Source organism: Bacillus sp. JNUCC-22, from assembly GCF_018861275.1.
In the GTDB taxonomy this organism is placed as follows: domain Bacteria; phylum Bacillota; class Bacilli; order Bacillales; family Bacillaceae; genus Bacillus; species Bacillus velezensis.
In genome coordinates this window covers 3,465,748-3,479,858 of record NZ_CP076408.1, presented here as the reverse complement: position 1 = coordinate 3,479,858, position 14,111 = coordinate 3,465,748, and the positions used below count along the sequence as shown (strand labels likewise).

Below are 14,111 nucleotides of genomic sequence, written 5' to 3'. Positions count from 1 at the left end.
GAAACGTGACTGTATTACTGTGCGTCAAGTATGCGGGAAAAGAATAGCCGAAGGAGTTTTGTCCGTTGCTGAAACGTTTGAAAAACGCCGATCTGCCGCTTGTGTTTGTCATTATGCTGCTTTGCGGATTCGGCTTGTTAATGGTGTACAGCGCCAGTGATGTGATGGGGTCTCAGCGGTACGGAGATCCATCCTATTTCTTCCATAAGCAGAGTGCCTCTTTACTGATCGGATTATGCTTATTTCTATTTGCCGCCTGTCTGCCGTATAAGCGGTATGCGCGGCTTGTACCGCTGTTTGTGGTCGGTTCGCTGGTATTGCTGCTGCTCGTATTGATACCGGGAATCGGGCTGGAGCGGAATTTTTCCCGCAGGTGGCTGGGAGCGGGCCCGCTTGTCGTACAGCCGTCTGAATTGGCGAAGATCGCGATGATTTTGTATTTCGCTTCGATTTATACGAAAAAGCAGCCGTACATTCATCAATTTGTGAAAGGGGTTCTGCCGCCTTTAGTGATTTTGGGAACTGCTTTTCTGCTGACATTGGCGGAGCCTGATTTAGGGACGGCTTCCTTAATCCTGGCGGCGTGCGGGTCGATTTTATTATGTGCCGGCTTGAAAAAGCGCCATCTGTTCGTGCTCGGCGCGACGGCGGTGTCCGGGGTTGTTTATCTCGCATTTTCCGCTTCCTATCGTGTGAAGCGCCTCGTTTCCTTTACCAATCCGTTTGGTGACGCGAACGGGGACGGCTATCAGCTGATTCAATCCTATTTTGCTATTTCCGGAGGCGGGTTTTTCGGAAGAGGGCTTGGAAACAGTGTTGAAAAAATGAACTATCTGCCTGAGGCGCATACCGATTTCATTATGGCCGTGATCAGCGAAGAGCTGGGGATATTCGGTGTTCTGATCGTTTTGGGATTATATTTTGCGTTAATGCTTCTCGGCGTAAAAACGGCCGTGCGGGCTGATGACCCGTTCGGGAAGCTTCTTGCCATCGGAATTACGTTTCAATTAATGTTTCAGGTTGTATTGAATTTGGGAGCGATGAGCGGACTTCTCCCGGTTACGGGTGTGCCGCTTCCGTTTATCAGCTACGGCGGTTCTTCATTGATTATGACGCTGTTTTTGTGCGGCATACTGGTCAATATCAGTACATATGCGAAAAAACAACCCGTACGGCATAAGCGGGCTGTCCCGCATGAAAAAAAGGTTTCTTCTTTTTAATGAAGCTGGAAAAAACGCCCGGGACATTTCTGTCTCCGGGCGTTCTGCCTGTTTATAAAGCTCCTGGTCCTTCTTCTCCGGTGCGGATATTAATCGTGTTTCCGATTTCATAGACGAATATTTTTCCGTCTCCGGGCTCTCCCGTTTTCAGCACTTTTTTCGCCGTTTCCACGACTTGATCAACGGGGACCTTGCTGACAACGATTTCCACTTTCAGCCGTTCATACACATTGCTTTCAATTTTGACTCCGCGGTACAGTTCGGTGTGGGCTTTTTGAAGGCCGCAGCCGTGTACGTTGGAGAAGGTCAGCGATGTGACTCCGATTTTACCGAGTTCCTGTTTCAATGTTTCAAACTTAGCCGGACGCGTAACGATTTCTACCTTGAACATTTGACCGCTCATCTAAGCCACTCCTCACTTTATAAGTCCTGATATGCTTTTTCCCCGTGCATCGTTAAATCAAGCCCAAGTGACTCTTCTTCTTCACTGGCGCGCAGGGGAATGAACAGACCTACAATTTTAATGATAACGAAAGTGACAATAAATACAAATACATAGGTTGCCGCAATGGCCGCAATCTGCTTCCAGAGCAGTCCCGGATCGCCGTAAAACAGCCCGTTTGCCCCGCCGTCATTGACGGAAGTGGTGGCGAATAAACCGGTCGCGATGCCGCCCCATGTCCCGCCGATCCCATGCAGGCCGAAAGCGTCAAGCGCATCATCATAACCGAAAGTCTTTTTGAGCCAATAAACGCCCCAAAAGCAGACAAGCCCGCCGATGAAACCGATTACGATGGAAGAGAACGGCGTAACGAACCCGGCAGCCGGCGTAATGGCGACAAGCCCGGCGATTGCGCCTGATACAGCACCCAGCATGGTCGGTTTTTTATTCAGCATCCATTCGATTAAAATCCAGCCGATAATTCCGGCTGCAGCCGCGGTGTTTGTGTTAATGAAGGCAAACATCGCGATACTGTCAAGCGTGAGGGCGCTGCCGACATTGAAGCCGAACCATCCGAACCAGATGAGCGCTCCGCCCAAGAACGTGTAAATTAAGTTGTGAGGCGAAGCCGCCGTGCCGTCCTTGCGTTTCCCGAGCACAATCGCCAGCACAAGCCCGGCGACTCCGGAAGAAATGTGGACGACGTTTCCGCCTGCGAAGTCAAGAGCGCCCATTTGGCCGATCCAGCCGCCGCCCCATACCCAGTGCGCAACGGGCGTATATACGAGGGAAGCCCACAAAAAGGAAAATACAAGAAAAGCACTGAATCTCATGCGTTCAGCAAATGCTCCGGAAATAATGGCCGTCGTCAGTACGGCAAACGTCATTTGGAACATCATGAACAAGGAATGCGGGATCGTATCACTGTAACTTCCGGGTTCAAAGCCGACCCCCTTCAGCCCGGCCCATTCAATCCCGCCAAGCCATGTATTGCCGGGGGCAAAAGCAAGTGAATATCCGTACAAAACCCAAACGACGGATACGATGGCGAGAGAAGAAAAACTATGCATCGCCGTGCTGAGCACGTTTTTGCTTTTTACCATTCCGCCGTAAAACAAAGCCAGCCCGGGGGTCATCAGCCACACGAGTAAAGCGCAAAAGAACATAAATACTGTATCGCCCATCTGCATGTTGTATTCCTCCGTCTCATTCAGAATGTAATTGTGATTAATTCATTATTATAGAGAAAAAAGAACGATAAAACATTTTCGTGTAAGGTTATCTGACATGGTTTTTTGCGTTCATAATGCTGCTTTTTCAAATGGGTGCCGTGCGACTTTATATCCATAAAAAGAGCGCCGGAGCACGGCGTAAGAAATCCTGTCCGGGAAAGAGTAAAATAAACGGGGTGAGAAACACTAACTGCATCAGGAGGAATCATTATGACAACATCATTAAATCTGCAATTTGAAAAAACGGCTTTGGTCCTTATTGATTTACAAAAAGGCATTGTGCCGATGGATAAAAGCGGTACCGTTGTGCCGAACGCGAAAAAATTAATTGATGTGTTCCGGGAAAAAGGCGGATTTATCAGCTTTGTGAACGTGGATTTTCATGACGGAGCGGATGCGCTGAAGCCGCTGACGGATGAAGAGGCGGCGGGCCATTCGGCTCCGCCGGCGGACTGGGCTGAATTTGTGCCTGACATCGGAGTGAAAGAAAATGATTATACGGTAACAAAACGGCAGTGGGGCGCGTTTTTCGGCACGGACCTGGACCTTCAGCTCAGGAGACGGGGAATCGACACAATTGTGTTATGCGGGATTGCGACAAACATCGGTGTGGAAAGCACGGCGCGAGAAGCTTTTCAGCTCGGGTATCAGCAAGTTTTCGTAACTGACGCGATGGCGACATTCAGCGATGAACAGCACGAAGCGACACTCAAGTTTATCTTCCCGAAAATCGGCAGAAGCCGGACGACGGAAGAATTTATCGCACAGACAAAATGACAATCTCCAAAAAAAGCCGCGTCCTGTTCTTGACGGCCGTGGCTTCGGGGACGATGCTGAACCCATTGAACTCGTCGATGATTTCTCTTGCGCTTCACAGTATTCAGCATGAATTTCACCTGTCGTTTACAACGGTGTCCTGGCTGATATCGTCCTTTTATCTGGCCAGCGCGGTGGCGCAGCCTGTTACCGGGAAGCTCGGTGATATGCTCGGCAGGAAGAAGCTGTTTTTGATCGGGCTTCTGCTTGTTGCCGTCTCAGCGGTCGGCGCGCCGTTTGCGCCGACTTTTATGACTTTGCTGGTCATGCGGCTTTTTCAATCGATCGGAAGCAGCGCGATATATCCGTCCGGCGTCGGATTGATCCGTTCAAATATACGGGAGAAGCAGGCTTCGGCGCTGGCCGTCCTGTCAATCTTTGCATCAGCCATGACGGCGCTCGGTCCGACTCTCGGCGGTTTTCTGATCGTTTGGGGAGGGTGGCCGGCAATCTTTTTCGTCAATCTGCCGTTTATCATTCTCAGCTTTTTTCTCGGAATGTATATGTTTCCGAAAGATAAAAAACGCGAGATCGGCGGCTTGAAAGGTGTGCTCCGCCAGCTTGATACGATCGGGATACTCCTGTTTGCCGGGGCGATTATCCTTCTCCTGTCGTTTTTATTGTCCTTCAGTACGAAGCCTCACTATACAGAAGGCGTATTCGGGCTTTTGTTTGTCGGGCTGTTTATCTGGCGCGAGCTGAAAACAGAGAAACCGTTTATTGATGTCAGGCTGTTTAAAACGCATCGGAAACTATCGTCGGTGTATATTCAATTTATTTTGCTGAATATATTCTTTTACTGCATCTTTTTCGGGCTTCCGAGCTATTTTCAGGATGAAATGCATTTGTCCGTTCAGACAAGCGGGTTGATTATGCTGTTTATGTCGGGCATGAGTATTCTGGTGTCGCCTCTGACCGGAAAATGGATAGATAAGAAAGGGCTTCTTCAGCCGATTGTTGCCGGAACCTGCCTGACCGCGATCGGAGCGGTGCTGTTAACGTTTTTCTTTCTTCAGGCGCCCATGATAGGAAAAGGGCTGATCCTGTCCGTGCTGGGTGTCGGCTACGGCTTCGGAAATGTCACGTTTCAGGCGGCCATGCTGACAACGAGCCCCGCCGACATGGTCGGAACAACGTCCGGCCTGTTTCAGACCTGCCGGTATCTCGGTTCGATTTTGTCTTCTGTCATTTTGGGCATTCTTTTCGGAAAAGAAATTACCGCCGGCCATTTTCATATGCTTGGGACGATTCTTATCGTTGTCGGCGCTGTAAGCCTTTTGATGGCGTTCCGGTTTTCGGTTCTCCTCAAAAAAGCCTCTTAACAGGCGCAACAAAAAGAGACGGGCTCTCCCCGTCTCTTTTTTTGTGTAATGTGCTCAAAAATCAAAACGATTATTGTCGATAGCGACCAATGTTATTTACGGAATTTTCAGTTATATTTTTTCACATGTGATGTAAGAAAAACGTACATGTGGGAGGGAGAAAATGAAAAAAACAACGAGTGATCGGCTAAGCAATAAAGATTTACTGCCTTTAGAAGACGGCGAACGGACATGGAAAGCGGTGAATTTTGCATCCATCTGGATGGGTTGTATTCATAATATCCCGACCTACGCGACTGTGGGCGGGCTCATTGCGATCGGCCTTTCTCCGTGGCAGGTGCTCGCCATTATCGTGACGGCGTCACTGATTTTGTTCGCCGCTTTGGCCTTGAACGGCCATGCCGGAACGAAATACGGCCTGCCGTTTCCGGTCATTATCAGGGCTTCTTACGGAATATACGGGGCTAACATTCCGGCGCTTCTCAGGGCGTTTACAGCCATCATGTGGCTCGGAATTCAAACATTTGCCGGGAGCACGGCTTTGCACATTCTGCTTTTGAACATATGGCCGGGCTGGGGGAGTCTCGGCGGAGATTGGAATATACTCGGGCTTCATCTGCCGGGTTTTCTGTCGTTCATTTTCTTTTGGGGCATTCATCTGCTTGTACTGCGGCACGGCATGGAATCGATCAAAAAATTTGAAGTGTGGGCGGGCCCGCTTGTTTATCTCGTCTTCGGCGGCATGGTCTGGTGGGCGATAGATATTGCCGGCGGGCTCGGACCGATTTACTCACAGCCGGGAAAGTTCCATACCTTTTCTGAAACGTTTTGGCCGTTTGCCGCTGGAGTGACGGGCATTATCGGAATATGGGCGACGCTGATCCTGAATATCCCTGACTTCACCCGGTTCGCCGCGTCGCAAAAAGAACAGATTCGCGGCCAGTTTTACGGGCTGCCGGGAACGTTTGCGCTGTTCGCGTTTGCAAGCATCACGGTGACATCCGGATCACAAGTAGCATTCGGAGAACCGATTTGGGATGTGGTGGAGATTTTGGCCCGGTTTGATAATCCTTTTGTTATCGCTCTTTCGGTCATCACACTTTGCATCGCCGCCGTCTCGGTTAACGTGGCGGCAAACATCGTGTCACCGGCCTATGACTTGGCGAATGTCCTGCCGAAGTATATTACATTCAGGAGGGGAGGGTATTTGACCGCCGTTTTGGCCCTGTTCACAATACCGTGGAAGCTGATGGAGAGCGCCACGAATGTTTATGCGTTTCTCGGGCTCATCGGCGGGATGCTCGGACCGGTGGCCGGGGTGATGATGGCTGATTATTTTATCATCAGAAAAAGGCAGCTCTCAGTTGAAGACCTTTATTCGGAAACCGGACAGTACACTTATTACAAAGGCTATAATTACCGGGCCTTTGCCGCGACTTTTCTCGGCGCGTTTATTTCTTTAATCGGGATGTACGTCCCGGCGTTCGCCGGCATCTATGATATCTCCTGGTTTGCGGGTGTCATTTTGTCATGTCTCGGTTATACGGCGCTTATGTATATTCATCCTCCTTATGTAAAAGCGGCGGGACGAATCGCGCAGGAAAGAGCGGCCGAATAAAAAAAGCCGGGGCTGCCCCCGGCTTTTTGTCATATCAGTCTGCGATTGAAACGTTTCCGTCCGCTTCAAGCGGCGTTCTTTTTTTCTGGCTCCAGCCATACAGGAGTAAAGCAATCAGGACGAACAGCCCCGCTGCCAGATAAATCGAATGGAATCCGGCCGAAGCGACAAAGAGGCCGAATACATAGGATCCGCCGGCAATCCCGCTGTCAAAGAAAGTGAAGAAGGTAGCCGTCGCAAAGCCTGAACGGTGTCCGGGCGAGTTCTGAATCGCCAGCGTCTGCATACACGGTACGATAGAGCCGTATCCGAGACCGATTACGGCACCGGACAAGAGAAGCATGAGGGCGCTGTTTGTCATCGCCAGCATGCAAAGCCCCGCGGAGAACACGATAATCGACGGATAGATGACGATTCCCGGCCCCACTCTGTCAAACAGCTTTCCTGTGAAAGGACGGGCGGCCATCATCGTCACTGCGAAACAGACGAAGAAATAGCCGCTGACATCCAACAGGTGGATCGTCTTGGCATAAACGGATAAATATGAAGTCACACTTGAATAACAGAAAGAAATGGACAACCCGACAATCGCGATTTTAAGCGCGCCTTTTTCAAACATGTCGGAGAAAGAAAAACGGAAGACAGTCGTTCCGCTGTTGTTTTGATCCGGCACACGAATCATAAAAGCAATCAGCAAGCCTAAAGAAACAAATACGGCAAAAATCGTAAAGAAAACCGGGAACGAAATGACTTTCACAAGACTCAGTCCGAGAAAAGGACCGATCGCCATGGCAAGGTTCATAGACATCGCAAAATAACCGAGCCCCTCGCCGCGCCGCTTGGCGGGAATAATGTCAGCGGCAATTGCGCCCGTAACCGTCGTTAAAATGCTGAACCAGATGCCTTGGAAAAAACGCAGTCCGAGCAGCAGATAGAAATTGTGTAGCGGCAAATACAGATAAGAAGACAGGGCGAACAGCGCCAAGGATACAATCGTCATTCTTTTCTTGCCGAACCGTTCAATAATCGCCCCTGAAAAAGGACGGGTGATAATAGCAGATAACAGGAACAGGCTGATCAAAAGCCCTCCTTGCGATTCACTGCCGCCAAGCTCCTGAATCATATAGATAGGCAGCACGGCCAAAAATGTATAAAAGAACACAAAGACAAATAAATTCACGAGTACGACCATAATAAAATCTTTGGTCCAGATCGAGTCAGATTTACTCAAAAGTACAGCACTTCCCTTTCTTTTCTATTTCGTTAAAAACACATTCAGAAACTCAGAAAAAACTTCCTTATCTCCATCTTGGAAATCCGCAAGCATGTCTTCCTCGAACTTCAGCATCTCTTGATTGATGCTGTCGTATTTCAATTCAGCTTCCTTCGTCAGGACGACGAGCTTTTCCCGCTTGTCTTCTCCCTGTTCCCGCTGAATCCAGCCGTTTTCTTCAAGGCGTTTGATCGTTCTGGTAACGGTCGGCGCCTCTACGTTCAGATAGGACCAGATTTCTTTTTGGGTCATCGGTCCGATCGTTTTTAAGCAATATAGGATTGACCATTGAGAGGAGTACAAGCCGAATGGTTCCAGCCGTTCATTGGCTTTCTTCGTAATCAGGCGGGCGCATTGATTGATTTGGTGAATGAGGCGTCTGTTGACGTGGATCATTTCCGTTCTCCTTTTCAAAAAACTTACCTAAGTAACTAATTGTGCTGTTTCATTCTACAGCAGGATCACGCGGATGTAAACCCCCCGACCAAAAAGCAGAAAATTATGACCCACCCCTTGTCCTTATTGAGTTTTTAGCATATTCCCAATTCATTGCTAATACACTGTTACAAACCTATCAAAGAGAGTGTTTGAGGTGAGGGATCGTGGGCATATTTCTAAAACCTTCTTATATAATCGGACAACGAAGAAGCTGCATCATCAGTGAATCTGTTACAGAATACGGATCTCATTTCACACTTCTCACATCCAACTGGGGAGGTCGAGTGGTGTGCACGATTACATCAAAGAGCGAACAATCAAGATTGGCAAGTATATCGTGGAGACGAAAAAAACCGTTCGTGTCATTGCGAAAGAGTTTGGTGTTTCCAAAAGTACCGTACACAAAGATCTGACAGAGCGCCTGCCTGAAATCAATCCTGACTTGGCGAATGAAGTAAAAGAAATACTCGATTATCATAAATCCATCAGACATTTAAGAGGGGGAGAGGCGACGAAATTAAAGTACAAGAAGGATGAAATTCTTGAAGGGGAGCCCGTTCAGCAGCCGTAGCGCCTGACGTCTGCCGGGCCCTTTTTTCTCCTCCCGGGCGGTTTCGCGAATATCCGCAAAATTTTGTCAAGAACTTATATCGTTCAGCAGCTTTTTTTTGATAAATTATGATAATATATATAATTAGGGCACAATGTGGATATTTTACTGTGAAACAGATATCAAGGAGGATATAAATAGATGTTTGCAAGGGATATTGGAATTGACCTCGGTACTGCAAATGTACTGATCCATGTAAAAGGAAAAGGAATTGTTCTGAATGAGCCTTCCGTTGTGGCACTTGATAAAAACAGCGGCAAAGTGCTGGCTGTCGGTGAAGAAGCCAGACGAATGGTTGGACGTACACCTGGGAATATTGTTGCGATCCGTCCGCTGAAAGACGGTGTAATCGCAGACTTCGAAGTAACAGAAGCCATGCTGAAACATTTCATTAATAAGCTGAATGTAAAAGGACTTTTCTCAAAACCGCGCATGCTGATCTGCTGCCCGACGAATATTACATCCGTTGAGCAAAAAGCGATTAAAGAAGCAGCTGAAAAAAGCGGCGGAAAGCATGTGTACCTTGAAGAAGAACCGAAAGTTGCCGCTATCGGCGCGGGTATGGAAATCTTCCAGCCGAGCGGTAACATGGTTGTTGACATCGGAGGCGGTACGACAGATATCGCAGTTATTTCTATGGGCGATATTGTCACCTCCTCTTCTATTAAGATGGCTGGGGACAAGTTTGACATGGAAATCTTAAATTATATCAAACGCGAGTATAAGCTGCTGATCGGTGAACGTACCGCTGAAGATATTAAGGTGAAGGTCGCAACGGTTTTCCCAGACGCACGTCATGAAGAAATCACCATCCGCGGCCGTGACATGGTTTCCGGTCTGCCGAGAACGATTACAGTAAACAGCAAAGAAGTAGAAGAAGCCCTTCGTGAATCAGTTGCCGTCATTGTGCAGGCCGCCAAGCAGGTTCTTGAAAGAACACCGCCTGAATTGTCCGCTGACATCATCGACCGCGGCGTTATCATTACCGGCGGGGGAGCGCTGTTAAACGGGCTTGACCAGCTTCTTGCCGAAGAGCTGAGGGTGCCTGTTCTTGTTGCTGAGAACCCGATGGATTGCGTTGCGGTCGGAACCGGCGTCATGCTGGATAACATGGACAAGCTTCCAAAACGCAAACTGAGCTGATGATAAAACCTCATTCTGAAAAAGAATGGGGTTTTTTTCTGTCAAACCCTTCACGAACGGGAATGTAAATCCGATAATAAGAAAAAATGCTGATTTTCATTATAGAACAAATGTTCCGGTGAGGCAACTGGAAATAATGCTATTTCAGAGGTGGAAGACTTGTTAAAAGGATTATATACCGCAACGTCCGCAATGATTACACAGCAGAGAAGAACGGAAATGCTGTCAAATAACATCGCAAACGCGAATACATCAGGGTACAAAGAGGATCAAGGTTCAATCCGCGCCTTTCCCGAGATGCTTCTGAGCCGAATAGAAGGCGATAAAAAAACGAAAATCGGTTCCGTCAACACAGGCGTATACATGCAGGAGCTGAAACCGTTGTTTACGCAGGGAAGCCTGAAAACGACCGATCAGCCGACGGATATCGCGCTTATGGAGAATCAGGTTCCCAAGAATGCCGAAACGAATGAAAACGCCGAGCTGTTTTATCCCGTCCAGACCGCGGGCGGCGTCCGCTATTCAAAAAGCAGCACTTTCTCATTAAATGAAAACAATCAGCTTACGATAAACGGAAACCTTGTGTTATCAACAAACGGACAGCCGATTACAGTCGACAATGAAAAATTCACCGTATCAGAAAACGGAACGGTCACGACAAACGGCCGGCCGGCGGGGCAGATTGATATCAGAATGGAAGAAGACGTGCGCAATCTGAAACGGGACGGCAATGACCTATACAGCACGGCCGACGGCTCTGAACTGCCGAGCGCGGCGGCGAATCCCCAAGTCTCGTATTCATTAAAGCAAGGCGTCTCGGAGCTTTCAAACGTGGACGTGACGAGCACGTATACAGAAATGACGGAAGCATACAGATCATTTGAAGCCAATCAGAAAGTCATTCAGGCTTACGATAAAAGCATGGATAAAGCCGCAAATGAAATCGGCAAAGTGTAACAAAATGGGGGACATTCAATTATGATGCTCAGATCAATGCTGACGGCTTCAACAGCCTTACATCAGCTTCAGCAGCAGATGGATACAGTCAGCAGCAACCTTTCAAACAGTGATACGACAGGCTATAAAGCGAGGGACTCCCGCTTTTCCGAGCTGATCAGACAGCAGTATGACCACATAGATGATAAAAAGGAAAATTCGCCGAACATGCGGAAAACGCCGCCCGGCCTGCGTCTCGGCGCCGGAACGGTGATGACTCCGCAGCTGGACTCAGGGCAGGGAAGCATCAAAAAAACCGACCGTGACCTTGATATCGCGTTCACATCACCTTATCAATATCTTCAGGCAGAAGCGGACGGACGGCGGGTGTATACAAGGGACGGCTCACTTTCCCTCAAGCCGGCCGGCGGAAATGACCGGCTGCTTCAGCTGATGACAGCGGGAGGCAATCCCATTCTCGATGAGAACGGTCAGCCCATACAAATTGACAGTTCGCTGACTCAGCTGAAAATCAGCAAAACCGGAACGCTGACTGCTTCGGACCAGGCGGGAACCCGTTCGCAGACGTTTAATCTCGGCATCGTCAATGTCAATAATCCTCAGGCGCTTCATGCGGAAGGGGATAATCTGTTTTCCGTAAACGGCGCGGGGGCTTCAGCGATTGAAGAGCTTACCGGCGCAAACCGGCAGGCAATCGGTATGGAGCAGGGCGCGCTTGAAAGTTCAAATGTCGATATGTCAAAAGAAATGACCGACTTAATCGTGTCTCAGCGTTCCTATCAGCTGAACAGCCGCACGATTACATTGGGAGACCAAATGCTGGGCTTAATCAACTCAGTGAGATAAAAGAAGGGGCGTTTTGATCAGCCGCGCATGATAAAAAATGCGGCTTTCTCAAAATCGCCCTTTTTTTTGTAGTAATCAGTAATATCCTGAAGCAGCACTTCCAAATCCACCCACGCTTCAATTTTCTGCAACTCCAGCACAAGCTTCTGCAATCGGTCGTACGGGTCCTCCTGAGCGGTGTACAGTATGTTGAGCGCGGTCAGCTTCAATTTCATAATCTTGTTCTGCACTTTTTCAGATATGTATAATCCTTTCTGCAGCACGGTTTGTCCTTCGGCGGCAGAGCCGGTTTTAAAAAGTGCTCTGACCGCTTCGTACACACAATGAAGGTAGGAAACGGGAGACTCTTTCTCGAAACGCTGATTGCCCAATACCTTTTTGTAAAAAGGGAGGGCCTCTTTATCTTTTTTCTGGGCGGTCTTTAAAAAACCAAAATTATAATAGGCGTGGCACAGCAGGTTATTGTCATTGATCCGGTCCGTTATCTTTATGGATTCATTGAAGAGCTGTTCTGCGTCGTCATAGCGTGCCTCGTCTATATAATTCACGGCGAGAAGCAGCCGGCAGCTGAGCGTTTTTTTGATGTAGCCGGCTTCATCTTGATAGATTTCCAGCGCTTTATTGACATATTGAATGGAGAGCGCAGGCGACTTCATCATGTAATATGCACCCGCTGTTTTATAATAAAATTCAGCGGCTTCGAAACGGTCCTGAATGGCCGGCAGGTACTGTTCAGCTTCTTTAAAGCGGCAGACAGCACGGTTCGGAGCGCCATTCACCATATGGAATAACCCTTTGAAAAAATAGAAATAATAAGTTAATTCATGATCCATCTCATCTTTGCGCCGCTTCAGCTCGCAGAACAGCTTATTCAGACCGTCTTTTTTCTCAAACAGCAGCTGAAACCGTGCGAAAAACAGCTGATATCTGAGTTTGAGCTTTGCATTCTTTTGTAATTTGGGGAGATGCTGATTGATTTGTTCGTGAAGGGAACGGGCTAGATCGAATTGGCGTTTTCCCATGGCGTCATACCACTCATTCAGCATCACCAGCGTACGTTTTTCAGTAAACTTAGCAATCATCTTCCAACCTCTTTGCATAGGGTAAAAGTCTTTATTTATCATAACACATTAATGGACGAGGCTCATTGCCAGCTGGTTACAGTTTACAGCGCGGTTGAAAAAGAAATTGATTCATAATATACTTCCAAATGTACAGATTGGTGCCACATATGCCTTCTATACATACTATTGTCGATGAAGGAGATGTCAAGAGAATGCTTGATACTCAGCAAATTAAAGAAATTATTCCCCATCGCTATCCGTTTCTTCTGGTAGACAGAATTACGGAAGTCGAAGAAGGAAAACGGGCGGCGGGATATAAAAATGTGACGGCGAATGAAGATTTTTTCAACGGCCATTTTCCTGAATACCCTGTTATGCCGGGCGTATTAATCGTAGAGGCTTTGGCGCAGGTCGGAGCGGTTGCGATGCTGATTAAAGAAGAAAACCGGGGCAGACTCGCATTTTTTGCGGGGATTGATAACTGCCGTTTCAAAAAGCAGGTAAAACCGGGTGACAAGCTGGAGCTTGAGGTTGATATTACCCGCGCGCGCGGTACGATCGGACGCGGCAAAGGCGTTGCCAAAGTTGACGGCGAGCTCGTGTGTGAAGCTGAATTAACTTTTGCGCTCGGAGAATAAAAGCAAACAAATGGGCTTATAAAAAAGCCCATTTTGTATAGAAAGGGGTGAATGTGATGTGGTCAGAATTTAAAAGCTTTGCGATGCGGGGCAATATCATGGATCTGGCTATCGGTGTCGTCATCGGCGGCGCTTTCGGCAAAATCGTGACGTCGCTCGTTGAAGACATCATCATGCCGCTTGTCGGACTGCTTCTTGGCGGTCTTGACTTTTCAGGGCTGGCCGTGACATTCGGCGATGCTCATATCAAGTACGGAAGCTTCATTCAAACGATTGTGAACTTCTTCATTATTTCATTTTCTATTTTTATCGTGATCCGCACAATAGGCAAGCTGAGACGTAAAAAAGAAGCAGAAGAAGAGGCTGAAGAAGCCGAGGAAACAGATCAGCAGACAGAACTGCTGACTGAAATCAGAGATCTGCTGAAACAGCGGGCTCCTCACAATGACTAGGGCACAAAAAAAGGCTGGATGATTAACGTCCGGCCTTTTT

General features: G+C 48.2%; 15 protein-coding genes. 10 read left to right on the top strand and 5 right to left on the bottom strand.

Annotated features, from left to right (window positions below; all coding sequences use genetic code 11):
• Positions 1 to 65 precede the first annotated feature (65 nt).
• Positions 66 to 1,220, top strand: coding sequence for a putative lipid II flippase FtsW (gene ftsW / locus JNUCC22_RS17010; protein WP_216061945.1), 1,155 nt, complete (start codon positions 66 to 68; stop codon positions 1,218 to 1,220).
• A gap of 52 nt (positions 1,221 to 1,272) precedes the next feature.
• On the opposite strand, the gene JNUCC22_RS17005 is transcribed toward ftsW, so the two are convergent.
• Together JNUCC22_RS17005 and JNUCC22_RS17000 are read right to left on the bottom strand one after the other, a co-directional pair.
• Complete coding sequence (locus JNUCC22_RS17005; protein WP_003151222.1) at positions 1,273 to 1,623, bottom strand: P-II family nitrogen regulator; 351 nt, start codon at positions 1,621 to 1,623, stop codon at positions 1,273 to 1,275.
• Between the two features lie 17 nt (positions 1,624 to 1,640).
• Positions 1,641 to 2,852: an ammonium transporter gene (locus tag JNUCC22_RS17000; RefSeq protein ID WP_003151223.1), complete on the bottom strand. Its 1,212-nt coding sequence runs from the start codon at positions 2,850 to 2,852 to the stop codon at positions 1,641 to 1,643.
• 252 nt (positions 2,853 to 3,104) lie between these two features.
• On the opposite strand from JNUCC22_RS17000, the gene JNUCC22_RS16995 reads away from it, so the two are divergent.
• The 3 genes from JNUCC22_RS16995 to JNUCC22_RS16985 all read left to right on the top strand — a co-directional run bounded on the left by JNUCC22_RS16995 (position 3,105) and on the right by JNUCC22_RS16985 (position 6,650).
• Positions 3,105 to 3,671 (top strand): isochorismatase family protein, encoded by a 567-nt coding sequence (locus JNUCC22_RS16995; protein WP_039063775.1) that lies wholly within the window; start codon positions 3,105 to 3,107, stop codon positions 3,669 to 3,671.
• The gene (locus tag JNUCC22_RS16990; RefSeq protein WP_216061944.1) at positions 3,668 to 5,032 is read left to right on the top strand and encodes an MFS transporter; all 1,365 of its coding nucleotides are present in this window, start codon (positions 3,668 to 3,670) and stop codon (positions 5,030 to 5,032) included. Before JNUCC22_RS16995 ends, JNUCC22_RS16990 begins: the two co-directional genes overlap by 4 nt.
• A gap of 163 nt (positions 5,033 to 5,195) precedes the next feature.
• Entirely contained in the window at positions 5,196 to 6,650 is a 1,455-nt protein-coding gene (locus JNUCC22_RS16985; protein WP_216061943.1) for an NCS1 family nucleobase:cation symporter-1, read from the top strand.
• Between the two features lie 34 nt (positions 6,651 to 6,684).
• Here the strand turns inward: JNUCC22_RS16985 and JNUCC22_RS16980 are convergent, their stop codons facing one another.
• Both JNUCC22_RS16980 and JNUCC22_RS16975 read right to left on the bottom strand, forming a co-directional pair.
• On the bottom strand, positions 6,685 to 7,881 hold the full coding sequence (locus tag JNUCC22_RS16980) for an MFS transporter (RefSeq protein ID WP_012118641.1): 1,197 nt from the start codon (positions 7,879 to 7,881) through the stop codon (positions 6,685 to 6,687).
• 24 nt (positions 7,882 to 7,905) lie between these two features.
• Positions 7,906 to 8,319 carry a MarR family winged helix-turn-helix transcriptional regulator gene (locus JNUCC22_RS16975; protein ID WP_216061942.1) on the bottom strand — a complete coding sequence of 138 codons (414 nt, stop codon included), beginning with the start codon at positions 8,317 to 8,319 and terminating at the stop codon, positions 7,906 to 7,908.
• A 331-nt stretch (positions 8,320 to 8,650) separates the two neighbouring features.
• Between JNUCC22_RS16975 and spoIIID the strand changes: the two genes are divergently transcribed.
• The 4 genes from spoIIID (at position 8,651) to JNUCC22_RS16955 (ending at position 11,917) form a co-directional block, all read left to right on the top strand.
• On the top strand, positions 8,651 to 8,932 hold the full coding sequence (gene spoIIID, locus JNUCC22_RS16970; protein WP_003151236.1) for a sporulation transcriptional regulator SpoIIID: 282 nt from the start codon (positions 8,651 to 8,653) through the stop codon (positions 8,930 to 8,932).
• 180 nt (positions 8,933 to 9,112) lie between these two features.
• Positions 9,113 to 10,114 (top strand): cell shape-determining protein Mbl, encoded by a 1,002-nt coding sequence (gene mbl, locus JNUCC22_RS16965; protein WP_003151237.1) that lies wholly within the window; start codon positions 9,113 to 9,115, stop codon positions 10,112 to 10,114.
• 159 nt (positions 10,115 to 10,273) lie between these two features.
• Positions 10,274 to 11,071 carry a flagellar hook-basal body complex protein FlhO gene (locus JNUCC22_RS16960; RefSeq protein WP_007614310.1) on the top strand — a complete coding sequence of 266 codons (798 nt, stop codon included), beginning with the start codon at positions 10,274 to 10,276 and terminating at the stop codon, positions 11,069 to 11,071.
• Between the two features lie 24 nt (positions 11,072 to 11,095).
• Positions 11,096 to 11,917 carry a flagellar hook-basal body protein gene (locus tag JNUCC22_RS16955; RefSeq protein ID WP_032869859.1) on the top strand — a complete coding sequence of 274 codons (822 nt, stop codon included), beginning with the start codon at positions 11,096 to 11,098 and terminating at the stop codon, positions 11,915 to 11,917.
• A gap of 17 nt (positions 11,918 to 11,934) precedes the next feature.
• Here the strand turns inward: JNUCC22_RS16955 and JNUCC22_RS16950 are convergent, their stop codons facing one another.
• Entirely contained in the window at positions 11,935 to 12,999 is a 1,065-nt protein-coding gene (locus tag JNUCC22_RS16950; RefSeq protein WP_007407559.1) for a tetratricopeptide repeat protein, read from the bottom strand.
• 194 nt (positions 13,000 to 13,193) lie between these two features.
• On the opposite strand from JNUCC22_RS16950, the gene fabZ reads away from it, so the two are divergent.
• Together fabZ and mscL are read left to right on the top strand one after the other, a co-directional pair.
• Entirely contained in the window at positions 13,194 to 13,619 is a 426-nt protein-coding gene (gene fabZ / locus JNUCC22_RS16945; RefSeq protein ID WP_003151242.1) for a 3-hydroxyacyl-ACP dehydratase FabZ, read from the top strand.
• A 56-nt stretch (positions 13,620 to 13,675) separates the two neighbouring features.
• A complete protein-coding gene (gene mscL, locus JNUCC22_RS16940) occupies positions 13,676 to 14,071 on the top strand; it encodes a large conductance mechanosensitive channel protein MscL (protein ID WP_003151243.1) in 396 nt (131 codons plus the stop codon).
• The last annotated feature ends 40 nt before the right edge of the window (positions 14,072 to 14,111 follow it).